Source organism: Streptomyces sp. NPDC060366 (genome assembly GCF_042725135.1).
In the GTDB taxonomy this organism is placed as follows: domain Bacteria; phylum Actinomycetota; class Actinomycetes; order Streptomycetales; family Streptomycetaceae; genus Streptomyces.
Map to the genome: position 1 here is coordinate 17,108 of NZ_JBHXDC010000029.1, position 24,447 is coordinate 41,554.

Genomic DNA, 24,447 nt, shown 5'->3' on the forward strand with positions numbered 1-24,447 from the left:
CGCGTTGTCGTCGGTCGCCAACGCTCCGCGTTGTCTCCCTCCTCCGCCTTGCGACCGCACGCACCAGACCCCGCTCCCTGATCCGGCCTGATCCAAACGACAGACCCTAGCGCTTTGTGCCGCCCACCGACATGATCGCCTCGATCATTACCGCCTGGATCTCTGCCGGGTCGCTCACCTCGTAGGCCGCGCCGCCCGTGATTCGGGCGACCTCGTCCATTTCCTCGCGGTCCGCCTCCGGGCCGACCGCGATCGCGATCAGGGGGACCGGGCGCCTGGGGTCGGCCAGCTTGCGCAGTTCGGCCATCAGGGCCGTGCGGGCCGCGGTGTCCGTGTCCGGGCCGCCGGTGAGGATGATGACCGCGTTGCACTTGCCGCTCACGTACGACGACTGGGCTTCCTTGAAGGCGGCCAGCGTCGTGTCGTACAGACCGGTCGCCGCGGCCGAGCCCGCCGGTACGGGCGCCAGTGCGGAGACCGCGTCCGAGAGGCTTTCGCGGTGGGTGGCGCCGTCCTTGGCGCGTTCGCCGAGGGGCGCGGTCTCCGACAGCTTGCGGTAGTCCTTGGCGCCGTCGAGAGCCGCCGCGAAGTCCCACAGGCCGACCTCGTCCGCCGGCGTGAACTGCTCGAGTGTCTGGAGCATCGAGGTCTTCGTGACGTCCATGCGGGACTCGTCCCCGCGGCCCGGTACGGGCCCGGCCATCGAGTCCGAGGTGTCGACGACGACGGTCAGCCGGGCGTCCTGCACGGTGACCGTCCACATGCCGAGCGTCTCCTCGACCATGTCCGTCGTCGGGGGCTGCGCCTTCGTCAGGGCGAACGGCTGCGGCGCGCGGCCACCCGCCGTACGGACCAGGCCGCCGGGCACGACGGAGTGGCCCGTACGGAACCCGTGCTCCGCCATCGTGCGCTGGGGCCCCTCCTCGCTCAGGAGGGAGATGAACCGCATCGCGGCGCGGCTCTCCTCCGTGGTCAGATCGGCCTCGTTGACCAGGTTCAGCGGGTAGTTGAGGACCGGGGCCGCGTCCGTCGGATAGAACAGCTGGAGGTCGGTGGCGCCGTCGTCGGCGGAGTTGTGGACGAACGCGGCCTGTTCGGTGAGGAACACCGCCTCGTTGCCCCGCGCGTTGTCCGACCGGCCACGCACCAGGGACCGGACCACCTGGCCGTCCGATTCGGAAACACGCTCCGCGAGCGCCTCGGCGGTGGCGGCGATCCGTGTGTCGCTGTCCGGCTCCTCCTGCCGCGTGGACGCGACGACGCTGCTGAACGCGAGCAACCCGGTGGCGCTGCGCGCCGGATCGGCCGCGCCGAGCCGCAGCCCGTCCTTGCCGGCCGCGGCGGAGGTCAACTCCGCCCAGGTGTAGGCCTTCTCGGGCCAGCCGAGCTTCGTGCCGGCGGAGGGGACCGCGGCCAGCGTCACCGGTGTGGTCGCCGCGTTGCCCGCAGGGGTCAGCGCGACACCGTCGCCCGCGTCCAGGGCGCGCTCGACCCACACGTCGGAGTCGGGCAGCCAGACCTCGTAGTCCGGGGCGCTCGAGCCGGTGGCGAGACCGTCCGCGATCTCGTAGTTCTCGCGCGCGTCGACCCGGACGTCGATGCAGCGGCCGTCGGAGGTGACGTCGTTCCTGCGCGCGTTGTCGGCCACGGCCCGCACGGCGGGGGCGATGTCCGGCGAGGCCGCCAGGTCGATCCGTACGGCCGAGCCCGTACAGCCGTCGGCGAAGGACAGCAGACCGCTCTGCGCCGCGACACCCGTCCCCGCGGCCACGCTGAGCACGAGAGCCGTGGCGATCAGTACGGTGCGACGGCGCGGGCGACGGCCCCTGGTGCTGTCCGTCGCTTCGGCGTCGGGCAAGCTGTGACGTTCCATGGCGGTGGTGCCCCTCCTTGACCTGAACAAGGAAAATGGGGGACCTCGGCCCGCTGAAGAATGCCCGTCCCCCGACGTGTAGCGCGATCTTCGTACCCGCATTCGAGACACTAGCGGGACGGGAAGGGGCTTGCGGCGCGATTAGTCAACTGGAGGCAGCTGTGCAGTCGGAGGCGGGCCGCGTGGCCGATTCTCTTCCCCAAGAAGCTCTGTCGCGCAAGATGCTGCGGTCCGAGGTGCTGATCGTCCTGGCGCTGTCGCTGGGAGCGAGCGGAGTGTCGGCGCTGATCAGCTTTGTCGGATCGGTCACCAAGCCCGGTGGACTGAGCGATCAGGCGGCCACACTCAACGGTTCGCACGCGCCAGGACGTCCATGGCTCGATCTCGCCTGGCAACTGTTCGGCATCGCCAGCTCATTGGTGCCTGTGGTACTGGTGGCGCACCTGTTGCTCAGAGAGGGCAGCGGACTCCGCGATCTGGGGTTCGACCGACGGCGGCCGTGGTTCGATCTCGGCCGTGGCGCGCTGATCGCCGCCGGCATCGGAAGCGCCGGGCTCGCCTTCTACATCGCCACGCGCGCCGCCGGGTTCAACCTCACCGTGGTGCCGGAATCGCTGCCCGAGGTGTGGTGGAAGTTCCCGGTCCTGATCCTGTCAGCGGTGCAGAACTCCGTACTCGAAGAGGTCATCGTCGTCGGGTATCTGCTGCGCAGACTCGATCAGTTGGGGTGGACACCGATGGCCGCCCTGGTGGCCAGTTCGGTGCTGCGCGGGTCCTACCACCTGTACCAGGGCATCGGCGGTTTCATCGGGAACATGGTGATGGGCGTGGTGTTCGTCCTGGCCTACCGGCGCTGGGGGCGGGTCGGACCGCTGGTGGTGGCGCACGCGCTGCTCGACATCGTGGCGTTCGTCGGATACGCGCTGCTCGCCGGACACGTGGACTGGCTGCCGACGCCGTAGCAGGCGGGCGCCGGCAGCCGTGCGCTCAGGGGGCCGCGAGGAGTTCGCCGTCGATGACGGTGACCGCGTGGCCCGTGAGCAGCGTCCGGGAGCCGCGCAGTGAGGTGCGGACGAGGCCGGTACGGCCGGACCCCTGGAGCCCGGTGAGTTCGTCGCGGCCCAGGCGGGCCGACCAGAACGGGGCGAGCGCCGTGTGCGCGCTGCCCGTGACCGGGTCCTCGTCGATGCCGACGCCCGGGAAGAATCCGCGCGACACGAAGTCGTAGCCGCGGTCCGGGTCCTCGGCCGCCGCGGTGACGACGACGCCGCGCCGTGAGAGGGCTTCGAGCGACCGGATGTCCGGTGTCAGTTCCCGTACGGTCCGCTCGTCCGCCAGCTCCACCAGCAGATCCCCGATGTGCGACGCGGTGTCGTGCACCGAGACCGGGGCGGCGCCCAGGGCCGCGGGAACGCCGTCCGGGATCGCGACCGGGGTCAGCGACGACGTCGGGAAGTCGAGGGTCAGCCCGCCGTCGTCGTGCGCCGTCGCGCCGAGTACGCCGCAGCGCGCGGCGAAGCGGATCGTGCCCGTCGCGAGTCCGGCGGTGTGCAGGACATGGGCGGTGGCGAGCGTGGCGTGCCCGCACATGTCGACCTCGGTCGCCGGGGTGAACCAGCGCAGTGCCCAGTCGGCCTCACCGCCGGGCGCCAGTGGATGGGCGAACGCCGTCTCCGAGAGGTTCACCTCCCTGGCGACCCGCTGGAGCCAGGTGTCGTCGGGGAACGGGCCGGTGTCCAGGATCAGCACTCCCGCGGGATTGCCGGCGAAGGGTCGGTCGGTGAACGCGTCGACGATTCGAATACGCATGCTCCGGACCGTAGGAGAGCGCGGAAGCCGCAGGCCAAGGCCAATCCCGGACGACTGGCATCGGAGATGGTTGCTAAACGAACTGTTCCGATATATCGTTGAGCCATCGCGACAGACTCGCGACTGATCAACGATGGAAGGAGCGTAGCGATGCGTTCACATGGACACGAGCAAGATCACGGACATGGGCAGTGCGGGCCCGGCCATCGGGGTCGGGGCGACTTCGAGGGACGGCGCGGGGCCTTCGGACCGTTCGGGCCGAACTTCGGACCCCCCTTCGGGGGTGGCGGACGAGGCCGTGGCGGAGGCAGGGGCAGGGCGCGGCGCGGCGATGTACGCGCGTCGATCCTGGCGCTGCTGAAGGACCGGCCGATGCACGGCTACGAGATGATCCAGGAGATCGGCGAGCGCAGCTCGGGCGCCTGGCGCCCCAGCCCCGGTTCGGTCTACCCGACCCTTCAGCTTCTGGAGGACGAGGGGCTCATCACCAGCCGTAGCGAAGGCGGCAAGAACCTCTTCACGCTGACCGAGGCCGGTCGCGCCGAGGCCGAATCCGGGCCCGACGCTCCGTGGGAAGAGGCCGGGCGCGGTGTCGACTGGGAGACGATGAACGAGATCCGGCAGGCCGGCTTCGGTCTGATGGAGGCGTTCGGACAGGTCTGGAAGACCGGCTCCGCCGACCAGCGCACGAAGGCTCTCGCCGTTATCAACGACGCCCGCAAGAGGCTCTATCTGATCCTCGCCGACGAGGACTGACCCAGACGGGTGCCTCTTGGCCCCGTACGGCTCACGAGGGCCCCGTGGCGATCACCGAGATCGTCGCGGGGCCCCTTCGTATGTCCGGTCCGTCGCATCCGGTTTCTCGCGTCCGGTCGCTCAGGTGCGGGCAGCCGGCAGGAGCCGCCAGAACTCCGCCGAGTCGAAACGGTCGCTCGCCCGGGGGTGCGGTCCCTCGTCGTGGCAGTGGAACGCCGCCCAGAACACATCGCCGCGCAGGGCGTCGGCCGGCGCGTACACGCGGTACACGTACTGCCGTCCGTCGACCGCGAGCAGGGCGACCATCCAGTACATCGGATCTCCCCCCGGCGGTCGTCGCGGCATCGTCGTACCTGAGGGACGAACGCTCCGGCGTGATGGTTGCGCAGGGGTGTGAGGCAAGGCGGCGCGCGCCCCTTCGGCGCGTCGGTGCCGGATCTCATTCGTAAGGAGGAGAGGCCGCACTGCTGTGCCCAACTTCGGTGGGATGCTCGAATGCTCCCCGCCGGGGATGTTTTCCCCACCGGCCGGCTGATGAGGTGGGAGAGTGCAGAGCCCTACCCCGTGGTTGCCCGAACAGTCCGATTCGACCGTTGTCTCCGCCGTCTCGATCCGCGCGGACATCGACGCCGGACTCTCCGCCGAGCTCGCGGCCGTCGTGTCGGGAGCGCGCAGGAGGGCGCACCGGGACGGTGACCGGCAGATAGACACCGCCCACCTGCTCCATTCGCTGCTGGAGTCGGATCCCGAGGTGCGCGCGGCGTTCGACGGCGGTCCGCAGGTCGCCCGTGTCCTCGGCTATCTCGTCCAGCGGAGCATCGGCTACGGGCTGCGCTGGCAGGGGACGGTGGAGGACTCCGGCTCGGTCCCCGTCGTATCGACGCCCACGGTCCCCGGCTGGTCGCCGTCGGCCGTCACCGTCATGGAAGGCACCGTCGAACGGGCCCGGCGGCGCGGCGAGCCGAGGGCCGGTGGTCTTGATCTGCTCAACGCGCTCGCGTCCGACCCGGCCTGCCGCGCGGTGGACGTGCTTGCACGGGCCGGAGTGGACGCGCGGACGCTGACCAGCCGTATCGCGGACGCGTCTCACGGAGCGTGACGCCTTCACGAACCGACAGCGACGATCCGTCTCGACAGGTGTGAAAGTGCTGATGCCCCTGACGTCGACTGACATGATGTGTCCATGCACGCGTCTCAGGGGAGAAGCGTCGGCCTGGGACTCGCTCTCTTGTCGGCCTTCGCATTCGGCGGATCAGGTGTCGCGGCCAAGCCGCTGATCGAAGCGGGGCTCGATCCGCTGCATGTGGTCTGGCTCCGCGTCGCCGGAGCCGCGCTGGTGATGCTGCCTCTCGCCTGGCGCCACCGTGACCTCGTCCGCCGCAGGCCCGCGCTGCTGGCGGGCTTCGGGCTGTTCGCCGTGGCGGGCGTGCAGGCCTTCTACTTCGCCTCGATCTCCCGTATCCCCGTCGGTGTCGCCCTGCTCGTCGAGTATCTGGCGCCGGCGCTGGTCCTGCTCTGGGTGCGCTTCGTGCGACGCAGGCCCGTCACCCGCGCCGCCGCGGTCGGTGTCGTTCTGGCCGTCGGTGGACTCGCCTGTGTCGTCGAGGTGTGGTCCGGACTCTCCTTCGACGTGATCGGCCTGCTGCTGGCGCTCGCCGCGGCCTGCTGCCAGGTCGGCTACTTCCTCCTCTCCGACCAGGGCGGCGACCCCGTGGACCCGGCCGACGCGGTCGATCCGCTGGGCGTCATCGCGTACGGGCTCCTCATCGGCACGCTCGTACTCACCGTCGTCGCCCGGCCCTGGGGCATGGACTGGTCGCTGCTGGCCGGCCGCGCCGACATGGGCGGGTCACAGGTCGCCGCGCCGCTGCTGCTCGGGTGGATCGTGCTCATCGCGACGGTGCTCGCGTACGCCACGGGTGTCGTCAGCGTCCGCAGGCTCTCGCCGCAGGTGGCGGGGGTCGTCGCCTGTCTGGAAGCGGTCATCGCGACCGTGCTGGCATGGATCCTGCTGCGCGAGCACCTGTCGGCGCCGCAGATCCTGGGTGGTCTCGTGGTGCTCGTGGGTGCGTTCATCGCCCAGACTTCTACGCCGACACCCACGGCACGGGCCGGGGGAGTGGGCGACACGGAGCTGTTGAGCGGGGAAGCGACGCCTCGTGAATCCGCCGCCGGTGACGCCGCCGCGGTGGCCGATGGGGACGAAGTGCCCGAAGTGATCGGCGAGGGGGACGGGTTGTCCGCCGGACGGACGGCCACGTAGGCTGGCGATCATGCGACTGACAGTACTTCCGCCTCCCGCCGCCTGACCGCGGGCGGCCATCCGCTGACGAAGACCGGGCTCGGGCAGTCCCCGAGCGGTCCGTCGCTGCCCGCGAGACGGCGCAAGCGACCACCAACCCGTTCTTCACACGGAGAAGTCACGTGTCGATTTCCGCATCGTCCGCCGCCGGCCTGTCGGTCGGCCGCAGCCTGTTCTATCTCGTCGTCGCCGGTGTCGCCTGGGGGACCGCCGGGGCCGCCGCCTCGCTGGTCTACCGCATCAGCGACATCGGACCGCTCTCCCTCTCCTTCTGGCGCTGCGTCGGCGGCCTCGTGCTGCTGCTGGGCGCGCTAGCGCTGCGCCGCGGGCGCGCCGCGACGGATCTTCCGGCGCGGACCACGGCGGAGCCGCGCCGCCGCCGGCTGATCCGCGTCCTCGGTACGGGCGCGGGCCTCGCGGTCTTCCAGAGCGCGTACTTCGCCGCGGTCGAGGAGACCGGTCTCGCCGTCGGCACCGTCGTCACCCTCGGCGCCGGCCCCGTGCTCATCGCGCTCGGAGCGCGGCTGACCATGGGCGAACGGCTCGGCGGCAGCGGTCTGATCGCCGTGGTCGGCGCCCTCGCCGGCCTCGTCGTCCTGGTGCTCGGCGGTGACGGGGCGACGGTACGTCCCGCGGGCATCGCGTACGCGGTGCTGGCGGCGGCCGGGTACGCGGCCATCACCCTGCTCACCCGTTGGCTCGGCCGGGACGGCGGCACGGCCGACGCCCTCTCCACCACCGCGTGGGCCTTCGCCGTCGCGGCGTTGTGCGTGCTGCCGCTCGCGGCCGGCGAGGGACTGCTCCCGCACACGGCCGAACCGGCCCAGGTGCTCTGGCTGCTGCTGTACGTCGCCGCGGTGCCGACGGCCCTCGCGTATGCCCTGTACTTCGCGGGCGCGGCGGTCGTACGGTCCGCGACGGTCTCCGTGATCATGCTGCTGGAGCCGGTGAGCGCGGCGGTCATCGCGGTCGGTCTGCTGGACGAACAGCTCACCGTCGCCACCGTCGTGGGGACGCTGTTGCTGCTCGCCGCCGTGGTGGGTCTCGCCACGGCCGAGGCGCGTCTCGCCTCCGATCGGCGCAAGGCGGCGGTCCTCGCGTGACTCAGAGCACCGAGAGGTAGTCGGGCAGGCCGACGGCCGGATCCAGGTCGTCGGCCGGGACCGGTGTGCCGTATCCGCGTACGACGGGCACCACACCGGTCCAGTGGGGGAGCGACAGGTCCTCCGGTTCGTCGTTCGGGCCGCCGGTGCGGACCTTGGCGGACACCTCGCCGAGATCGAGGCTCAGTACGGCGGTCGCCGCCAGCTCCTTCGCGTTGGCGGGCCGCGAGTCGAAGGAGCGGCCCGGCACCACGTGGTCGACCACGGCGTCCAGCGCGGCGCGCCGCTCGTCGAGGTCGGTCACCTGGTAGGCGGTGCCGTGCACCACGACGGAGCGGTAGTTGATGGAGTGGTGGAAGGCCGACCGGGCGAGCACCAGACCGTCGACATGGGTGACCGTCAGACAGACCGCCAGCCCCGGGTCGGCGGCGTCGCCCGCCATCCGCAGCGGCCGGGAGCCGGTCGACCCGTGGACGTACAGCCGCTCGCCGACCCTGGCGTAGAGGGTGGGCAGGACTACGGGCGCGCCGTCGCGGACGAAGCCGAGATGGCAGAGGTAGGTCTCGTCCAGTATCCCGTGCACCAGCTCGCGGTCGTACGACGCCCGGTTGGCGGAGCGGGTGGGGACGGTGCGGTCCGTGGGGCGGTAGGTGGCGGAGGAGGGGATGGGCTCCGGCATTGCGTTTCTCCTATGTACTAGTGCATAGTTCTCTTTGTGCTAGGAGAGTATCGGATCAAAGGACGGCGTGCCGCCGAGATTTCCGCGAGCGTGGAGCGGGGCATCGGCGCCGGACAGCTGGCGCCCGGCCAACTGCTGCCACCGTTGCGAGAGTTGGCTCTGGAGCTGGGGGTCAACGCGAACACGGTGGCCGCGGCGTACCGCACGCTGCGCGACCGCGGCGTCATCGAGACGTCGGGCCGCAGGGGCAGCCGCGTGCGCGCCCGGCCGTCGAGTACGGCGCGCGGCTCGATCCGGGTCGACGCACCCGACGGCGTACGGGAGGTGTCTGACGGCAATCCGGATCCCGCCCTGCTGCCACCGCTGCACGACGCGCTCGCCGCCGCCGCGCGGCGCCACGCGGAGCGGCCGGGGCGGTACGGGGACGCCGCCGTCCTGCCGGAGCTCGCCCGGCTCGCCAGGGCCGGGCTGGACGAGGACGGTGTGCCCGACGGGCCGGTCGCCGTCACCTCGGGCTCGCTGGACGCGATCGAGCGGGTCCTGGCCGCGCACCTTCGGCCGGGCGACGCCGTCGCCGTCGAGGATCCGGGCTGGGGCGCTCTGCTCGACCTGGTGCCCGCGCTTGGGCTGCGGCCCGTGCCGATGGCACTGGACGAGGACGGGCCGCTGCCGGGGGAGTTGGAGCGGGCGCTACGGGCCGGGGCGCGGGCGGTCGTCGTCACCGACCGGGCGCAGAATCCGACCGGGGCTGTGGTGGGCGCGGCCCGCGCGCGGGAGCTGCGTACGGTGCTGGGAGCCCACCCCCACGTACTGCTCATCGAGGACGACCACGGTCACCGCATCGTCGACGAGCCGCTCCATCCGCTGGCCGGCGTCACGGACAGCTGGGCGCTCGTGCGGTCCACGGCCAAGGCGTACGGCCCCGATCTGCGGATCGCCGTACTGACGGGGGACGCGGTGACCGTCGACCGGGTGACGGGCCGTCAGCGGCTCGGTCCCGGCTGGGTGAGCAGGCTGCTGCAACAGGCGGTCGTGGAACTGTGGACGGCGGGCGCGGTCGACACCCCCGCGGTCGCGCGCGCGTACGGCGAGCGGCGCGACGCGCTGGTACGGGCGCTGGCCGAGCGGGGGGTCGAGGCGCACGGGCGGAGCGGGATGAACGTGTGGGTGCCGGTGGCCGAGGAGACGGGTGCGGTGGCGCGGCTGCTGCACGCGGGCTGGGCGGTGGCGCCGGGGGCGCGCTTCCGGCTCGCGGCGGCGCCCGGCGTGCGGCTGACGGTCTCGTCCATGACGGAGGAGGACATCGAGTCGGTCGCGGACGCGGTGGCCGACGCGGCGGGGGCCGCGCCGGCGCGGAGTTACGGCTGATCGGCGGGGGCCGCCGTGGGCGCCGCCGCGGGCGCCGGCTTCGGTTCGGCCGGCGGTGAGGCTTTCCGCGCCGCCGTGCCGCCGCTCCTGCTCTGGGTGAGCGCGGCGCCGACGAGCACGATGACCGCGCCGACCGGAGTGTTCCAGTGCAGCGGCTCGCTGAGGACCGCCACACCCGCGGCCGTCGCGATGACGGGCACGAAGTACGTGACCATCTGCCCGGTCGTCGGGCCCACTTCGGCGACGAGACCGTACTGGATCAGCAGGGCCAGGCCCGTGCCCAGACTGCCGAGCGTGATCACCGCGAGCAGCGGCACCACCGGGAAGGAGGTCGGCAGATCGGTGAACAGCGGTGTGACCACGGCCAGTTGCACCGTCGCCATGAACAACTGGGCTCCGGTGAGCGAGAGATGCGAGCTGCCGTTGCCCGCCAGGGTGCGGCGTACGTACACCCAGCCGACCGCGTAGCTCAGCGAGGCCAGCAGAGCCATGGCCGTACCGCCGAAGTCCAGGCCGGAGAATCCCTGCCAGGCGCCGAGCACGGTCAGGACACCGATGAAGCCGAGCCCCAGACCGCCGACGCGGCGCCGGGTGGGGCGGTCCTCGGAGAGCGCGACGAGCGACAGCAGCATGCCCCACAGCGGTGACGTGGCGTTGCAGATGCCCGCGAGGGTCGACGGGATGGTCAGCTCGGCGTACGAGAAGAGCGAGAACGGCACGGCGTTGAGGATGAACGCGGCCACCGTGAGATGGCCCCAGGTGCGGATACCCCGGGGCAGCCGCTCGCGCCGTACCGCTATCGCGACCGCCAGGACCGCCGTACCGAAGAACAGCCTGCCGAAGGTCACCTGGAACGGCGCGTAGCCATGGGTGCCGACCTTGATGAGCAGGAAGCTGAAGCCCCAGATCAGCGAGAGCACGCCGAACCGGATGCGCCAGTCGATCGCGGGGCGGCGGCTCACGGCAGGGTCGGGCCCGCCGGCGGTCGTCGGCGCCGGGGCGCCGGCCGGCGTCCTGGGCGGGGTGGTCGAGGCGGATCCGGAGCGTCCGGTGCGGGGCGGGGTCGCTGTGGTCATACGGCTACGATGCGGCCCGGCACCTCTTAGGACAAGCGAGAATTTCTCGACCCATTCGCGTAGCATCGCTTACATGTTGAACCTGGAGAGACTGCGGATCCTCGACGCGCTCGCCCGGCACGGCTCCGTGAGCGGAGCGGCCGACGGCCTCCATGTCACCACATCGGCCGTCTCGCAGCAGATGGCCAAGCTGGAGCGGGAGGTCGGACAGCAACTGCTCACCAAGCACGGGCGCGGCGTCCGGCTCACCGACGCGGGACGCCTCCTCGCAGACCACGCCGCGCGGATCATCTCCCAGGTGGAACTCGCCCAGTCGGACATCGAGGCGCGGCGCGGCCAGGTGGTGGGCGAGGTACGGCTGTCGGCGTTCCCCACGGCGGCCCGCGGGCTGTTCCCCGTCGCGCTCGCCTCGCTGCGCAAGGCGCATCCCGATCTGCGGGTGCGCTCGCTGGAGTTGGAGCCGGACGGCGCGATCCGCCAGGTCCTGCGGGGCGACCTCGATCTCGCCGTCGTACTGGACTGGAACAACAAGCGGCTGCCGGTGCCCGGCGGGCTGGCGACGGCGTCCCTGCTGGAGGACGCGGCCGATGTGGCGATGCCGGCCGATCACCCGCTCGCGGAGCGGCGTGACGTGGATCTGGAGGAGTTCGCCCACGACTCGTGGGTGTCCTGGCCGACGGGCGAGTTCTGTCACGAGTGGCTGGTGTTCACGCTGCGTTCGAAGGGGATCGAACCGAGGATCGAGCACATGGCCGGTGAGCAGCACACCCAACTGGAGTTGGTCGGCGGCGGGCTGGGGGTCTGCGTCGCGCCCCGGATGGGACGCGGGCGACTGCCCGAGGGCGTCGTGGCCGTGCCCGTACGGCAGAAGATGTTCCGGCACGTGTACGCGGTGTGGCGCGCCGACGCCGACCGCCGCCCGTCGATCAGGGCGGCGGTCGAGGCGCTGGAGGAAGCGGCGGGAGTGGTGAAGGCGGCGGACGCGGCGTAGCGCCTGAGAGCCCGGCCGGTATTCAGGGCCGTGATCGAGGCCGCTGACTCAGGCGAGTTTGATCTCGTCGCCCTCCACGGTGATCGACGCGGCTCCCAGCGGCTTGGTGGCCGGTCCCTTCTTCACGCTGCCGTTCGACGCGTCGAACTGACTGCCGTGGCAGGGACAGGTGATGGTGCCGTTCGAGATGCTCCCCACCGCGCACCCCGAGTGCGTGCACTCGGAGGAGAAGGCCTTGAACTGACCGGCCGACGGCTGGGTGACCACCACTCCCTCGGCCTCGAAGACCTTGCCGCCGCCCTCCGGGATGTCGGTGGTCCTGGCGAGTACCGTGCCCTGCCCGCTGCCGCCGTTCGCCCCGTCGTCCGCCGGAGCCTGCCCGACGGAATCCGATGAGTCGTCCGACCCGCAGGCGACGAGCGCCGCGCCCAGGCCGACCGCCCCTGCCGCCGCCACGACCGTACGGCGCGCCACTGTCCGGCCCGTGGTCGTCGGTGCGGTGTCCTGCGTTCCCGTCATGTCTGCTCCCTGTCCGTGGCCGGCTCCGGCGGCCGGGTTCTTCAGGGGGTACGCACCGCCCGATCGCGGTGTTCAAGCCCCCCAAGACTTTCTCAAAGTTTCAAGGACTTTCTGGGGAGATCGACATCCGGAACAGGCCGTTTCCTCGCCACGATCAGCCATCGGAGCGGTCGAGACCCGTGATTCCGGCAGCGACCGGCAAGTGGTCGCTCCCCGTCGCGGGCAGCGTGCGGATGTGGGCGACGGTCGCCGAGCGGGCCATGACCTGGTCGATCCGTGCCACAGGGAACGCGGTCGGGAAGCTGAGGGCGAAGCCCCTTTCCGCCACGTTCATCCGGGACGTCAGCGGGGCCAGCCCCCGGTCGTCGACCGTGCCGTTGAGGTCGCCCAGCAGGATCACCGCTTCCGTCGTCTCGGCGGCGACGGCCTCGCCCAGCAGCCCGGCGCTCTCGTCGCGCGAGGACGACACGAGGCCGCTCGCCCGGAAGCGGATCGACGGCAGGTGCGCGACGTACGCCGCGATCTCGCCGTGCGGGGTGGCCACCACGGTCCGCAATCCACGATTCCAGCCCTCCGCGATGCCCCGGGGCCTGATGTCCAGCAGCCGGGTGCCGCTCAGCGGATGCTTCGACCAGAGCCCGACCGTGCCCCGCACAGCGTGGTGCGGGTAGTCGGCGGCGAGGGTCTTCTCGTAGACCGCGAGCGCCGGGGGCATCAGCTCCTCCAGCGCGATGAGATCGGGCTCGGCCTCGGCCAGCGCGCGGGCCGTGCCCGCCGGGTCGGCGTTCTCGTCGCTGACGTTGTGCTGCACCACGAGAAGGTCGTACGAGTCGGCAGCGGCGCCCGGCAGGAACAGCCCGCCGAAGAGATACGTCCAGGCCACCACCGGCAGCAGCAGGGCCACCAGCGCGAGGGCCGAACGGCGCAGCAGCGCCAGGCCGAACAGCGGCACGACCGCCAGACCGAGCCACGGCAGGAACGCCTCCAGCGAACTGCCCAGGTTGCCCAGGGAGTTGGGCACGGCCCGGTGGAACGCCAACAGCACGGCCGTCAGCACCGCGAGCGCGGCGACCACCCGGCCCCGCGTCCAGGCCGACCGGGCCCTGGCGTTCCCCAGCGCGTCCGCCGGCCCGTCCCCCTCCGGAGTCCGCCGCCCCGTCCGCCGCAGCGCCGTCCAAACCGTCGACGGCACACCTCCGCGCGCCCGTGCCTGCTCCACCATGGCTTCCCATCCGCTTGATCTTGTCCATCAAGACGAACCACCAGGTGGAACAGTTGCCGTCTACGCGCGCGTGTCCGCCACGTCACCGTCCCACGCGGAGACGGTGGGAGCCGGGGGTGTCCAGCGGCGGGTACGCGGGACGGTCGGGGGTGTCCAGCGGGTACGCGGGACGGTGGAGCACGCGCACCGTGCCCGCCCCTGCCGGCAGAGTGCCTGTCGGCCGGCGCCGATGATCCCGGGAAACCCCATCAAGTGATCACTCGTTCACGTGTACGGCGGCCGGTCCGCGACCGGTGACGGTCGCGGACCGGGTGTCACTTCTGGGTCTGCTCTTTCCACTCCGCCTGTGCGTCGTTGAGCTCCTTGGCCACCTTGTCGGCGAACTCCTTGGCGGTCATGTCGCCGAGGAGCACCTTCTGGAAGTTCGGCTCGTTGCCGGACTTGCTGATCGTGTTCCAGTCGGGCAGGTAGTACGGCAGGTTGACGATCTTCGTCGAACCGTCGCTGAGCGCCTTCATGGCCGCGGCCGTCGGCTCCGCCTTCTGGATCCAGGCGTCGGACGCCGCGTCGATGTTCGCCGGTATGGAGCCCGCCGACTCGTTCCACGCGCTGTTCGACTTGTGGGAGGCGGCGAACTCGATGAACTTCCAGGCCGCCGCCTTGTTCTTGCTGTTCTTGAACAGACCGAGCCCGTCCACCGGGTTGGAGACCTGAACGCGCTCACCGTTCTCCTGCGCCGGATAGGGCAGGCCCTTGAATTTCTCCTCGCCCAGCGATTTCACATGGTCCTGGTACGACGCGAGATTGTGGGTCAGCATGCCGATGGTGCCGTTGTCGTACTGGGCGACCATCTTGATGAAGTCGTTGTTGACGTCGGCGGACGGCGTCACCTTCTTGTAGAGGGCGACGTACTTCTCCAGCGCCGCCACGTTCTTCGGATCGTTGACCGTCGTCTTGTCGCCCTCCCAGAAGGACGTGATGCCGGACTGCCCGTACATCGCGTCCATCGCCGGGGCGATCGATCCCGCGCCGCCGCGGATCGTGTAACCGAACTTGTCCGTCCCGGGCTCGGTGAGCTTCTCGGCGGCGTCGTAGAACGCGGACCACGTGGTCGGCGCTTCAAGACCCGCCCGTGAGAACAGATCCGTCCGGTACCAGAGAGTGCCGTTGTTGGTGGAGCTCGGCACCGAGTACATGGTGTCGCCGCGCCCGCCCGCCGCCTTCACGCTCTCCACCATCGACGGGACGAGCTTGCCCTTGAGCGGGCCCGCGTCGATACGGTCGCCGACCGGCTCCAGGACCTCCCGCACCACGAGGTTGGAGAGATACGCGGTGCCGACACCGCCGACGTCCGGCAGCCCGCCGCCGTCGATCGCCGTGTCGTACTTCTGCTGGACCTGGTCGATGGGCAGACCGACGTACTTGACCTTGATGTCCTTGTTCTGCTTCTCGAAGTCCTTGATGATCTGCGCCCAGATGTCCCGGCGCTCGCCCGTGTTGTTGTCCCACAGGGTGATCTCACCCTTGCCGGACCCCTCGCTGCCGCTCCCGCCGCTGCCGTCGTCGCCACACGCGGTGGCCGTCAGGGCGAGTACCGTCGCCAGGGAGACGGCCGCGGCCGTCCGCCCTCTGTCTGTCTTCGAGACTGTCATGATCGGCTCTTCTCTCTGAGGTCTCTTCCGAGGTCTTTCGGGGGCTTGCGGGGGGGTTTCCGGGGTGGTGCTCGCGGGCTGTGCGGATCAGGCGGTGATACGGAAGTCGTCGAAGGCGGCCGTCCCGGCGAATCCCTCTCCGACCGGTGTCGCCGAGCCGTGCGCGGATCCGGGCGCTGTGGCGAACAGCCCCAGGAGCGCGCCGACCCAGCGCCAGGGTGTGGCGGTGAAGACCGGCCCCGAGGCGCGGAAGGCGTCCGGGGCGCCTTCCACGGACCGCACGGCGGCGGAGAACCGGCACCGTCCGCCCGCGCTCACCTCCACGCGCAGCACGGCGCGCGCGCCGGGCGCGGCGAGCGGACGCGCGGCGTCCCGTTCATGGGTGGCGCCGGTCTCGGCGAAGCGGTGCACCAGGTGGACCTCGCCGTCCGTGCCGCGTTCCAGACCGATCCAGGAGAAGGCGTCGCCGAGCACCGCGAGTCCCGCCCTGGCTCCCGGCTCCCCGCTCTCCAGGGCCAGTTCGACCGTGACGGTGAAGCTCTCCGCGGGCAGCCGCTGCACCAGAACGTGCGGCAGCCCGCGCAGATCGTGGGCCGTGTCCGTACGACGGCACGTCAGCCGTAGCCCGTCGCCCGGGTGCGGCACGGTCCAGCCGGGATCGGAACTCGCCCACCGTTTCGGCGGGTTGGCCGTCCACTGCCACTGGAGTCCGAACCGGCCGCCGGGGAACACGTCGTCCGTGGCGGGCGCCTGTACCGGCCGCCGGGGTGCGAGGGGTTTGCGGTGTACGCGCACCGGCTCGCCGTCCGCGCCGATGACCGGCCAGCCGTCGTCGCCCCAGCGCAGCGGCTGGAGATGCACCACCCGCCCGTAGGCGCCGCGTTCCTGGAAGTGCAGGAACCAGTCCTCGCCGGGCGCGTTGCCGGGGACCCACGCGCCCTGGTGCGGCCCGTTGATCTCCGTACGCCCCTGGGCCAGTACGGTCCGCTCCTCGTACGGACCGAAGAACTCCCGTGCCCGGAAGGCCCCTTGCCAGCCGGTCGACACCCCGCCGGCCGGCGCGAGGATCCAGTACCAGCCGTCGCGCTGATACAGCTTCGGCCCCTCCAGCGTGAACCAGCCGGGCAGCGAGTCCCCGTCCACGACGGTCTTCCCGTCGTCGAGGAGGCGGCGCCCGTCCGGGCTCATCCGGTGCCCCGTCAGCCGGTTCTTGACGCCCGAGCGCGATTTGGCCCAGGCGTGCACCAGATAGGCCTCACCGGTCCGCTCGTCCCACAGCGGACAGGCGTCGATGAGTCCTCTGCCGGCCTTGAGGAGGAAGGGTTCGCTCCACGGACCCGTGATCCGCGGGGCGTTGATCTGCTGGATGCCGTGGTCCGGGTCGCCCCAGAAGATCCAGAACCGACCCGCGTGGTGCCGGAGCGAAGGCGCCCACACCCCGCCGTCGTGGCGGGGCGAGGCGAAGTCGGCCGCCGGTTCGAGCCGGTCCAGGGCGTGCCCGACGAGCGACCAGTTGACCAGGTCGCGGGAGTGCAGCAGGGGCAGTCCCGGCGACCGGCCGAAGCTGGACGCGGTCAGGTAGTAGTCGCCGCCGACGCGGATGACGTCGGGGTCGGACCAGTCGGCGTTCAGCACCGGATTGCGGTACGTCCCGTCGCCGAGGTCGGCGCGCCACGGCAGGCTCATGACGGCGCCACCTCAAGGGCCAGGGCCGCCAGGGCCGCCGCTGCCGGGCGGTCGAGCCGGCCGTCCGCGACGACGGTGACGATCCGCCGCGACAGGGCGGCGCCCGCGGCCAGTGGCAGCCGCCGCTCCCACGCCAGTGACGAGCCCACGCCCGGGTACTGGCCGGTGCGGACGAACCACGGGTCCCGCCGGGTCTCCTCGTCACCCCCAACGAAGACCAGCGTCCATCCCTGACCGGCGAGCGCCAGCCACTCGGCGGTGCTCCCGTGCACCGCGTCCTCGCCGCTCGCGGTCGCGGTGAACACCTCGGGCCTCGGGTCCGCCGCGCCCTCCTTCGGGGCCCGCCAGAAGAACCCGCCGTACCCGGCACCCGGCCGCCCGTTGGTGGCAGGACTGCCGAAGGAGAGATCGGCGCCGGACACGTTGGTCAGCGTCGAGGTGAAGTCCAGGGCCCAGGCGCCGTCGGACAGCGAGTGCGCCCGGATCGCGCGCCGCTCCGAGAGGAGTTCGCGCCCCTCCCGGGTCCAGGACAGCTCCTGCGCACAGCCGTCGGGGACCGGCCCGAGCCAACCCGTGTGCTCCTGGACGCCGTGGTTGTCGAGCGCCACCGGGCCCTGGTCGCGTACATAGGTGCGTCCGCCCCAGAAGTTGACACCCGCCACGTCCGGCACGGCCATCGACACCCCGAGATGGTGCGCGTGGTCGGCGGGCCGCAGCTCGGTGACGACCAGACCGCCGAGGGTGCGCACCGGGTGCAGATACGGGCGCGGGGACAGCGCCGCGGGCAGTCGCGGCCGGTGTACGTAGTCGGCCACCGCGCGGCCGGCGAGGCGCAGGACCGTCGTGTCCTCGTCCGCGCCCGGTCGCGCGGCCCAGTCGGCGCCCAGTTCGGCGAACGTGGCCAGGGTTTCGGCGCTCTGCGCGACCAGCGCGTCCACGCCCTTGACGACCCGGCGCGGTCCGCTGTCGCCGTCCGCGCCGTACCAGGCGTCGGCGGGCAGCGGCGCGGGCGACGAGCCGGTCCTGACGGCCTCCAGGATCCGCATGAACGCGCCGGTACGGTGCGGCGGTACGACGAGTTCCGCGCCCTGATCCAGATGCGCGACCAGGTTCTCCAGCAGGTCCGTTCGCCCGTACACCGTCTCGACCGGCTCCCGGCCCGTACGCTCCACCCGCACCCGGTCCTGCTTGTACCAGAAGGTGATTCGCCCCTCGGTCCCGTGGACCACGACGTACGGCTCCGCGTTCCGCTCCGCGCACAGGGTGACGGCGACCGTGATCCGGGTGGAGCGCGCGGTCCGCAGCCGCAGACAACTGGTGTCGTCGGCCTCGATGTCGTTGGCCCGGAACTGCTCCAGCTCGATCCCGGAGATGTCCTCGGCCCGGTCGCTTCCGTCCAGGCGCAGGGCCGTCGCCACCGCGTGCGCCAGTGGGTTGGTGAGCACGCCGTCCACGACGTCCCGCCCGTCCAGCGACCGCCGTCCGGCCCAGGGAACGCGGCGGTAGTACGCCTCGTCGCGTACCCACGCCCCGGCGGCGCCGATCCCGCGGAGCCGTCCGATCGCACCGTCCCGGATCAGCTCCCCGATCGCGTCGACGGCATGGGAACCGAGGGACTGGAACCCGATCTGGCAGGCGGTGCCGCTCTTGTCCAGACCGGCGAGCAGCCGCTCGAACTCCGGGTAGGAGGCGGTCGTCGGCTTCTCCAGCAGGGTGTGGACCCCGTGGGCGGCGGCGGTGAGTGCGAGATCGGTGTGCGTGTGGATGGGGGTGCAGACGACGGCGATCCGCGCGCCCGTGCGCTCCAGCAGCTCACCGAGGTCGGCGGACTGCTCGGGCGCGGCGAAGCCCTCCAGCTCCGCCGGGGACAGCGGGTCCAGCTCGCAGACACCCACGAGCCTTACCAGGCCGCTCTGTTCGAGCCTGCGGATGTTGCGCAGATGCGAGCGGCCGTGACCACGGGCGCCGGCCAGCACCACGGGGAGGCTCATCCCTTCACCGCCCCCGCGCTGAAGCCGGTGATCAGCCACTTCTGGATGAAGGCGAAGACGATCACGACCGGTACGGCGGAGATCACACCACCGGCCGCGAGCGCCCCGAAGTCGACGCTGTCCGCGCCGATCAGGGTGGAGAGGCCCACCGGGATCGTCTGCTTGTCCTGATCCATCAGGAACATCAGGGCGAAGAGGAAATGGTTCCAGCTGTGCACGAAGGCGAAGGAGCCGACGGCGATCAGACCGGGCCGCAGCATCGGCAGCACGACGATACGGAACGCCTGGAGCCGTGAGCAGCCGTCGACCCAGGCCGCCTCCTCCAGGGAGTACGGCACGTTCTTGATGAAGCCGCTGATCAGGATGATGGAGAGCGGCAGTTGGAAGACGGTCTCCGCGATGACCACGCTGAGCGGGGAGTTGATCAGCGAGAGGTTCTTGAAGATCTGGAAGAGCGGCACCAGCATCAGCGCGCCGGGGATGAACTGCGAGCAGAGCAGCGCCAGCATGAAGGCCTGCTTGATACGGAAGTTGAACCGCGCGAGAGCGTAACCGCCGGCCAGCGCGACCGTCGTCGTACAGATCAGGGTGAACACGCCGATCAGCGCGCTGTTCTGGAAGAAGACGGAGAAACTCCGGTCGTTCCAGACCTTCTCGAAGTGGTCGAAGGTCATCGGCCACGGCACCAGCGAGGTGGAGCCCGCGGGTCGCAGCGAGAACAGCAGCATCCAGTAGAACGGCACGAGGGTGAAGAGGAGGTACAGCCCGAGCGGGAGATAGATCTGCCAGCGGGGCACCTCGTCGAAGGCGCGCTCGCGCCGCCGCTTCCGCCGCACCGACGGGGGCTTACGGCTGTCGCCCGCGGACACGGTGGAAGTGCCCTTCTCGGTCATGAGCGCGGTCACTTGTGATCGCCTCCGAACTTGCTCAGGCGCAGATAGAGAATCGAGCAGAAGAGGAGGATCCCGAAGGCGACGGTCGTCAGCGCGGTGGCGTAGCCGAAGTCGTGTGCCTCGAACCCGGTGACCGCGACGTACAGCGGCAGCGTGGTGGTGACGCCGGCCGGTCCGCCCTCGGTGAGGGTGAGCAGCAGGTCGACGTTGTTGAACTCCCACACGGCACGCAGCAGCGTGGAGAGGATGATCGCGTCCCGCAGATGGGGGAGGGTGATGTGGAAGAACTGCCGGAACCTGTTCGCCCCGTCGACCGACGCCGCCTCGTACAGATCCCCGGGGATGGACTGGAGATCGGCGAGGATGAGGATCGCGAAGAACGGCACCCCGCGCCAGAGTTCGGCCAGGACGGCGGCCCAGAAGACCGTGCCGGTGTCGGAGAGCACGGACGAGCCATAGGTGCCGATGCCCGCGTCGGCGAGATAACGGCCCACGCCCGTCGACGGGTTGTAGAGCAGCAGCCAGATCGTCGTCGTCAGTACGCCGGAGACGGCCCAGGGCGAGAAGACCATGGCGCGGGCGGCGGCGCGGCCCACGAACGTCTGGTTGACGAGCAGCGCGAGGATCAGACCGAGGGCGAGCTGGAGCGTGACCTCGGTGAAGACCCACTTGCCGGAGAAGACGAGGCTGTCCCAGAACAGCGGGTCGTCGGTGAAGATCCGCCTGAAGTTGTCGAGACCCGCGAAGCCGTTCCGCCAGGGTTTGGTGGCGTTGTAGTTCTGGAGGCTGTAGTAGAAGACGCTGAGCATCGGATAGGCGATGAAGCCCACCATCAGCAGTACGGCGGGGGCGATCAGCAGATACGGCAGGCGGCGTGGTGAGATTCCCGTGCTCTTGGTTCGGGTTGTACGGGACCCCGGCTTCTTGGGTGCCCCGGGCGGGGCGCCTGATGAGTCCTGCGCCACAGCTGAGGCCATGACCGGTTCTCCGTTCCTTCGGTGGAAAGGGGTGTGCGTTCCTGGCCGTCTCATCCGACGTAGGGGTCGGGGACCTCTCCGGGACGGGCGAGGAAGGCGAAGTCGCAGCCGGTGTCGGCCTGGGTGATCTGTTCGAGGTAGAGCGCGCCGTAGCCGCGTTCGTAGCGGGCGGGCGGCGGGGTCCAGTCGGCCCGGCGGCGGGTCAACTCCTCGTCGGAAACGTGGAGATGGAGGCTGCGGGCGTCGACGTCGAGGGTGATGAGGTCGCCGGTGCGGACGAGGGCCAGGGGTCCGCCGACGTACGACTCGGGCGCGATGTGCAGCACGCAAGCGCCGTAACTGGTGCCGCTCATCCGGGCGTCGGAGAGCCGGACCATGTCCCGTACACCTTGCTTGAGCAGATAGTCGGGGAGGGGGAGCATGCCGTACTCGGGCATGCCGGGGCCGCCCTTGGGTCCGGCGTTGCGCAGGACGAGCACATGGTCCGGCGTGAGGGCGAGCGCGGGGTCGTTGATGGTGCGCTGCATCTGCCGGTAGTCGTCGAAGACGACGGCGGGACCGGTGTGGTGCAGCAGATGGGGCTCGGCGGCGATGTGCTTGATGACGGCGCCGTCGGGACAGATGTTGCCGTGCAGTACGGCGACGCCGCCCTCGGCAGCGAGCGGGTTGTCGCGTTCGCGGATGACGTCGGAGTTGTGGACTCGCGCGCCGTGGAGCTGTTCGCGCATCGTGTCGTGCGCGACGGTGGGGCGGTCCAGATGCAGGACGTCGGTCAGCCGGGACAGGAAGCCGGGCAGCCCGCCGGCGAAGTGGAAGTCCTCCATCAAGTACCTGCCGCCGGGACGGAGGTTGGCGAGGACGGGCACGGTGCGGGCGACGCGGTCGAAGTCGGCGAGGCTGAGCGGGATGCCGGAGCGGCCGGCCATCGCGATCAGATGGATGACGGCGTTGGTGGAGCCGCCGAGGGCGAGGACGGTCGCGATGGCGTCCTCGTACGCGTCGGGCGTGAGGATCTTCGACAGGGTGAGGCCCTGCCAGACCAGCTCCACGATCCGCCGTCCGGACTCGGCAGCCATCCGCTCGTGCCCGGAGTCGACGGCCGGGACCGAGGACGCCCCCGGGACCGTGACGCCGAGCACCTCGGCGGCGGCGGTCAGGGTCGACGCCGTGCCCATGGTCATGCAGTGGCCGGGGGAGCGGGCGAGGCCGTTCTCCAGTTCCGTCAGCTCGCAGTCACCGATCAGCCCGGCGCGCCGATCGTCCCAGTACTTCCACATGTCGGTGCCGGAGCCGAGGACTTCGTCGCGCCAGTGCCCGGGAAGCATCGGCCCCGCCGGTACGAAGACGGTCGGCAGATCGACGGACGCGGCGCCCATCAGCAGCGCCGGTGTCGTCTTGTCGCAGCCGCCCATCAGGACGGCGCCGTCGACCGGGTAGGAGCGGAGCAACTCCTCGGTCTCCATCGCCAGCATGTTCCGGTAGAGCATGGGGGTCGGCTTCTGGAACGTCTCGGAGAGTGTGGACACCGGGAATTCCAGCGGGAAGCCGCCCGCCTGCCAGACGCCCCGCTTGACCGCCTGGGCGCGTTCCCGCAGGTGGACATGGCAGGGATTGATGTCGGACCAGGTGTTGAGGATCGCGACAACCGGCTTGCCGAGGTGTTCCTCGGGGAGATAGCCGAGCTGGCGGGTACGGGCCCGGTGGCTGAAGGAGCGCAGGCCCGACGAGATGTCGCTGCCGTACCACTGGTGGCTGCGCAGGTCCTCGGGGGTGAGGCGTCCGTCGGGGCGGGATGCGGCGGGTGTGTCGCCGTGGGTGCTCATGTCGGCCAGCCCGCGATCAGGCCGGCGACCTCGGCGCGTACCGGCTCGGGCAGTACGCGGCTCGGGGCCCGTACGTCGCGTCGGCACAGCCCCAGCGCGGCAAGCGCTTCCTTCACGACGGTCACGTTGTCGGCGGACTGCCGTGCCGCACGCAGCTCCTCGAAGGGCCGGATGCGCTCGAAGACCTTCATCGCCGTGCCGTAGTCCCCGGCGCGCAGCGCCTCCAGCATCCCCAGCGAGACGGTCGGGGCGACATTGACAAGACCCGAGGTGAAGCCGGTGGCGCCGCCCGCGAAGTACGAGGGCGCGTACATCTCCGCGAGCCCCGCCACCCAGACGAAGCGCTCCAGTCCCGCGTCCCGCGCGAACGCGGCGAAGCGCGCGGCGTCCGGCACGGCGTACTTGGCGCCGACCACATTCGGGCACAGCTCGCCGAGCGCCGCGAGGCTCTCGCCGGGCAGCCGCGGATCACGTATGTACGGCACGACCCCCAGCTCCGGCACCGCCTCGGCGATGGCCCGGTGGTAGTCGATCCAGCCGTCCTGCGACACGTAGGGGTGCACCGGCTGATGGACCATCACCATCGCGGCCCCGGTCTCCCGGGCGTGTACCGCGGCGGCAACGGCGGTCGGCACCTCCAGTCCGATGCCCACCAGGATCGTTGCCCGGCCGGCCGCCTCCTCGATGGTCAGCTCGGTGACCGTACGGCGCTCGTCGGGGCTGAGGGCGTAGTACTCACCGGTGTTGCCGTTCGGCGTGAGCGTGCGCACTCCGCCGTCGATCAGCCGGCGCAGCAGTGCCCGGTGCGCCTTGGTGTCGATGGTGTCGTCGTCGGTGAACGGCGTGACGGGGATCGCCACGACATCGGCGAGCGCGTCCCGCGACGCGAGAAGACCCTGGCTTGTCATATCTGGTCTCCCTCGGGGAACGCCCGCCGTACGAAGGAGGCGATGTGGTCGTGCAGGGCGAGTGCGGCGCCGGCGGCGTCACCGGCCAGGGCGAGGCGCAGGATCTCCCGGTGCTCGTCGGCCTCCCGGTCCCAGGACGGATCGGCCGCCCAGGCGACGGTGGAGACGAGTGCGGCCTGGTCGCGCACCTCGTCGAGCATCCGGGTCAGCAGAGGGTTGCCGCACGAGAGATACAGCTCGCGGTGGAACTCCCGGTTGGCGAGCGAGCGTTCGGCCTGGTCCACCGCCTCGTCGGCCCTGAACAGGGCGTCCCGGGCGGCGTCCAGGGATGCGTGCCGGGCGAGGGAACGCCGTAGCGCCTCCGGCTCCAGCAGCAGCCGTACCTCGTAGACCTCATGGGCCATTCCCGCGTCGACGGTCCGTACGGTGACGCCCTTGAACTGGCTCATCACGACGAGGCCGGTACCGGCGAGCGTCTTGAGTGCTTCTCGTACCGGAGTTTTCGACACCCCGAACCGCGCGGCCAGTTCGGTCTCGACCAGGGCCTGACCGGGGCTGAGACCGCCGGTCAGGATGCCGTGTTTGATCGCTTCCAGGACGAACTGGGTGCGGGAGGGAATCGGACTCGGAGCGAAGGCCATGGGCGCTCTCACATCTCGCGTATCGCGTCTCATATATGACGTACGAAGTACGACGCGATGAAAGTAGGACCGCTCAGATGTTTCGTCAATGCTTCGCGCAGAAGTTCTTCCGGGAAGTGGTAAGCGCTTGCTGTTTCAGCGCCGTCACGCGAGGCTGATGGGTCAACCGGTGGGGTAG

General features: G+C 70.8%; 22 protein-coding genes and 1 pseudogene. 7 read left to right on the forward strand and 16 right to left on the reverse strand.

The annotated features are described in order from the left end of the window. Window positions 1-106 precede the first annotated feature (106 nt). Window positions 107-1,873 carry a substrate-binding domain-containing protein gene (locus ACFWHU_RS36330; protein ID WP_387230416.1) on the reverse strand — a complete coding sequence of 589 codons (1,767 nt, stop codon included), beginning with the start codon at window positions 1,871-1,873 and terminating at the stop codon, window positions 107-109. A 182-nt stretch (window positions 1,874-2,055) separates the two neighbouring features. Between ACFWHU_RS36330 and ACFWHU_RS36335 the strand changes: the two genes are divergently transcribed. Beyond that, window positions 2,056-2,835 carry a CPBP family intramembrane glutamic endopeptidase gene (locus ACFWHU_RS36335; protein ID WP_385802951.1) on the forward strand — a complete coding sequence of 260 codons (780 nt, stop codon included), beginning with the start codon at window positions 2,056-2,058 and terminating at the stop codon, window positions 2,833-2,835. Window positions 2,836-2,860: 25 nt separating this feature from the next. Here ACFWHU_RS36335 and ACFWHU_RS36340 read toward each other — a convergent pair whose 3' ends face one another. Beyond that, a complete protein-coding gene (locus tag ACFWHU_RS36340; RefSeq protein WP_387230418.1) occupies window positions 2,861-3,682 on the reverse strand; it encodes a PhzF family phenazine biosynthesis protein in 822 nt (273 codons plus the stop codon). A 150-nt stretch (window positions 3,683-3,832) separates the two neighbouring features. Between ACFWHU_RS36340 and ACFWHU_RS36345 the strand changes: the two genes are divergently transcribed. After that, complete coding sequence (locus ACFWHU_RS36345) at window positions 3,833-4,438, forward strand: PadR family transcriptional regulator (RefSeq protein WP_147878668.1); 606 nt, start codon at window positions 3,833-3,835, stop codon at window positions 4,436-4,438. Window positions 4,439-4,558: 120 nt separating this feature from the next. On the opposite strand, the gene ACFWHU_RS36350 is transcribed toward ACFWHU_RS36345, so the two are convergent. Continuing rightward, window positions 4,559-4,753, reverse strand: coding sequence for a hypothetical protein (locus tag ACFWHU_RS36350; protein ID WP_069630480.1), 195 nt, complete (start codon window positions 4,751-4,753; stop codon window positions 4,559-4,561). Window positions 4,754-4,985: 232 nt separating this feature from the next. Here ACFWHU_RS36350 and ACFWHU_RS36355 point away from each other — a divergent pair, with 232 nt between their 5' ends. The 3 genes from ACFWHU_RS36355 to ACFWHU_RS36365 all read left to right on the forward strand — a co-directional run bounded on the left by ACFWHU_RS36355 (window position 4,986) and on the right by ACFWHU_RS36365 (window position 7,843). Continuing rightward, window positions 4,986-5,537 (forward strand): Clp protease N-terminal domain-containing protein, encoded by a 552-nt coding sequence (locus ACFWHU_RS36355; RefSeq protein ID WP_385802947.1) that lies wholly within the window; start codon window positions 4,986-4,988, stop codon window positions 5,535-5,537. 84 nt (window positions 5,538-5,621) lie between these two features. After that, window positions 5,622-6,701: a DMT family transporter gene (locus ACFWHU_RS36360; RefSeq protein ID WP_385802946.1), complete on the forward strand. Its 1,080-nt coding sequence runs from the start codon at window positions 5,622-5,624 to the stop codon at window positions 6,699-6,701. Window positions 6,702-6,868: 167 nt separating this feature from the next. Further along, window positions 6,869-7,843 carry a DMT family transporter gene (locus ACFWHU_RS36365; protein WP_385802978.1) on the forward strand — a complete coding sequence of 325 codons (975 nt, stop codon included), beginning with the start codon at window positions 6,869-6,871 and terminating at the stop codon, window positions 7,841-7,843. Between the two features lies 1 nt (window position 7,844). On the opposite strand, the gene ACFWHU_RS36370 is transcribed toward ACFWHU_RS36365, so the two are convergent. Then, window positions 7,845-8,522: a pyridoxamine 5'-phosphate oxidase family protein gene (locus ACFWHU_RS36370; protein WP_387230421.1), complete on the reverse strand. Its 678-nt coding sequence runs from the start codon at window positions 8,520-8,522 to the stop codon at window positions 7,845-7,847. A gap of 36 nt (window positions 8,523-8,558) precedes the next feature. Between ACFWHU_RS36370 and ACFWHU_RS36375 the strand changes: the two genes are divergently transcribed. Next, the gene (locus tag ACFWHU_RS36375) at window positions 8,559-9,890 is read left to right on the forward strand and encodes an aminotransferase class I/II-fold pyridoxal phosphate-dependent enzyme (RefSeq protein WP_387230423.1); all 1,332 of its coding nucleotides are present in this window, start codon (window positions 8,559-8,561) and stop codon (window positions 9,888-9,890) included. Here ACFWHU_RS36375 and ACFWHU_RS36380 read toward each other — a convergent pair. Beyond that, window positions 9,881-10,966 carry a DMT family transporter gene (locus ACFWHU_RS36380; RefSeq protein WP_387230425.1) on the reverse strand — a complete coding sequence of 362 codons (1,086 nt, stop codon included), beginning with the start codon at window positions 10,964-10,966 and terminating at the stop codon, window positions 9,881-9,883. The genes ACFWHU_RS36375 and ACFWHU_RS36380 overlap by 10 nt on opposite strands. A 73-nt stretch (window positions 10,967-11,039) precedes the next feature. Here ACFWHU_RS36380 and ACFWHU_RS36385 point away from each other — a divergent pair, with 73 nt between their 5' ends. Next, window positions 11,040-11,957: a LysR substrate-binding domain-containing protein gene (locus ACFWHU_RS36385; protein WP_381801421.1), complete on the forward strand. Its 918-nt coding sequence runs from the start codon at window positions 11,040-11,042 to the stop codon at window positions 11,955-11,957. Window positions 11,958-12,005: 48 nt separating this feature from the next. On the opposite strand, the gene ACFWHU_RS36390 is transcribed toward ACFWHU_RS36385, so the two are convergent. The 11 genes and pseudogenes from ACFWHU_RS36390 to ACFWHU_RS36440 all read right to left on the reverse strand — a co-directional run bounded on the left by ACFWHU_RS36390 (window position 12,006) and on the right by ACFWHU_RS36440 (window position 24,269). Then, window positions 12,006-12,476: a Rieske (2Fe-2S) protein gene (locus ACFWHU_RS36390; RefSeq protein WP_385802937.1), complete on the reverse strand. Its 471-nt coding sequence runs from the start codon at window positions 12,474-12,476 to the stop codon at window positions 12,006-12,008. Between the two features lie 154 nt (window positions 12,477-12,630). Next, complete coding sequence (locus tag ACFWHU_RS36395; protein WP_385802976.1) at window positions 12,631-13,551, reverse strand: endonuclease/exonuclease/phosphatase family protein; 921 nt, start codon at window positions 13,549-13,551, stop codon at window positions 12,631-12,633. A gap of 461 nt (window positions 13,552-14,012) precedes the next feature. Next, window positions 14,013-15,350, reverse strand: coding sequence for an ABC transporter substrate-binding protein (locus tag ACFWHU_RS36400; protein WP_385802935.1), 1,338 nt, complete (start codon window positions 15,348-15,350; stop codon window positions 14,013-14,015). A gap of 87 nt (window positions 15,351-15,437) precedes the next feature. Beyond that, entirely contained in the window at window positions 15,438-17,036 is a 1,599-nt protein-coding gene (locus ACFWHU_RS36405; protein ID WP_387230428.1) for a glycoside hydrolase 43 family protein, read from the reverse strand. Further along, the gene (locus tag ACFWHU_RS36410) at window positions 17,033-17,923 is read right to left on the reverse strand and encodes a PmoA family protein (RefSeq protein WP_387230463.1); all 891 of its coding nucleotides are present in this window, start codon (window positions 17,921-17,923) and stop codon (window positions 17,033-17,035) included. Before ACFWHU_RS36410 ends, ACFWHU_RS36405 begins: the two co-directional genes overlap by 4 nt. Next, window positions 17,906-19,027: pseudogene (locus ACFWHU_RS36415) on the reverse strand (Gfo/Idh/MocA family protein); the annotation flags it as partial. The gene ACFWHU_RS36410 and the pseudogene ACFWHU_RS36415, both read right to left, overlap by 18 nt. Next, window positions 19,024-19,932, reverse strand: coding sequence for a carbohydrate ABC transporter permease (locus ACFWHU_RS36420; protein WP_385802931.1), 909 nt, complete (start codon window positions 19,930-19,932; stop codon window positions 19,024-19,026). The gene ACFWHU_RS36420 and the pseudogene ACFWHU_RS36415, both read right to left, overlap by 4 nt. Continuing rightward, on the reverse strand, window positions 19,929-20,897 hold the full coding sequence (locus tag ACFWHU_RS36425) for a carbohydrate ABC transporter permease (RefSeq protein ID WP_387230430.1): 969 nt from the start codon (window positions 20,895-20,897) through the stop codon (window positions 19,929-19,931). Before ACFWHU_RS36425 ends, ACFWHU_RS36420 begins: the two co-directional genes overlap by 4 nt. A 50-nt stretch (window positions 20,898-20,947) precedes the next feature. Beyond that, complete coding sequence (gene araD, locus ACFWHU_RS36430) at window positions 20,948-22,720, reverse strand: L-arabinonate dehydratase (RefSeq protein ID WP_387230432.1); 1,773 nt, start codon at window positions 22,718-22,720, stop codon at window positions 20,948-20,950. Then, complete coding sequence (locus ACFWHU_RS36435; RefSeq protein WP_385802926.1) at window positions 22,717-23,628, reverse strand: dihydrodipicolinate synthase family protein; 912 nt, start codon at window positions 23,626-23,628, stop codon at window positions 22,717-22,719. The genes araD and ACFWHU_RS36435 overlap by 4 nt, the downstream gene beginning before the upstream one ends. Beyond that, window positions 23,625-24,269 carry a GntR family transcriptional regulator gene (locus tag ACFWHU_RS36440; protein WP_387230434.1) on the reverse strand — a complete coding sequence of 215 codons (645 nt, stop codon included), beginning with the start codon at window positions 24,267-24,269 and terminating at the stop codon, window positions 23,625-23,627. Before ACFWHU_RS36440 ends, ACFWHU_RS36435 begins: the two co-directional genes overlap by 4 nt. Window positions 24,270-24,447 lie beyond the last annotated feature (178 nt).

Bases quoted from the DNA above. Each gene is read 5' to 3' on its own strand.
- ACFWHU_RS36330 (WP_387230416.1), bottom strand. From the start codon at position 1,873: ATGGAACGTCACAGCTTGCCCGACGCCGAAGCGACGGACAGCACCAGG.
- ACFWHU_RS36340 (WP_387230418.1), bottom strand. From the start codon at position 3,682: ATGCGTATTCGAATCGTCGACGCGTTCACCGACCGACCCTTCGCCGGC.
- ACFWHU_RS36345 (WP_147878668.1), top strand. From the start codon at position 3,833: ATGCGTTCACATGGACACGAGCAAGATCACGGACATGGGCAGTGCGGG.
- ACFWHU_RS36350 (WP_069630480.1), bottom strand. From the start codon at position 4,753: ATGTACTGGATGGTCGCCCTGCTCGCGGTCGACGGACGGCAGTACGTG.
- ACFWHU_RS36360 (WP_385802946.1), top strand. From the start codon at position 5,622: ATGCACGCGTCTCAGGGGAGAAGCGTCGGCCTGGGACTCGCTCTCTTG.
- ACFWHU_RS36370 (WP_387230421.1), bottom strand. From the start codon at position 8,522: ATGCCGGAGCCCATCCCCTCCTCCGCCACCTACCGCCCCACGGACCGC.
- ACFWHU_RS36380 (WP_387230425.1), bottom strand. From the start codon at position 10,966: ATGACCACAGCGACCCCGCCCCGCACCGGACGCTCCGGATCCGCCTCG.
- ACFWHU_RS36385 (WP_381801421.1), top strand. From the start codon at position 11,040: ATGTTGAACCTGGAGAGACTGCGGATCCTCGACGCGCTCGCCCGGCAC.
- ACFWHU_RS36390 (WP_385802937.1), bottom strand. From the start codon at position 12,476: ATGACGGGAACGCAGGACACCGCACCGACGACCACGGGCCGGACAGTG.
- ACFWHU_RS36400 (WP_385802935.1), bottom strand. From the start codon at position 15,350: ATGACAGTCTCGAAGACAGACAGAGGGCGGACGGCCGCGGCCGTCTCC.
- ACFWHU_RS36405 (WP_387230428.1), bottom strand. From the start codon at position 17,036: ATGAGCCTGCCGTGGCGCGCCGACCTCGGCGACGGGACGTACCGCAAT.
- ACFWHU_RS36425 (WP_387230430.1), bottom strand. From the start codon at position 20,897: ATGGCCTCAGCTGTGGCGCAGGACTCATCAGGCGCCCCGCCCGGGGCA.
- araD (WP_387230432.1), bottom strand. From the start codon at position 22,720: ATGAGCACCCACGGCGACACACCCGCCGCATCCCGCCCCGACGGACGC.
- ACFWHU_RS36435 (WP_385802926.1), bottom strand. From the start codon at position 23,628: ATGACAAGCCAGGGTCTTCTCGCGTCGCGGGACGCGCTCGCCGATGTC.
- ACFWHU_RS36440 (WP_387230434.1), bottom strand. From the start codon at position 24,269: ATGGCCTTCGCTCCGAGTCCGATTCCCTCCCGCACCCAGTTCGTCCTG.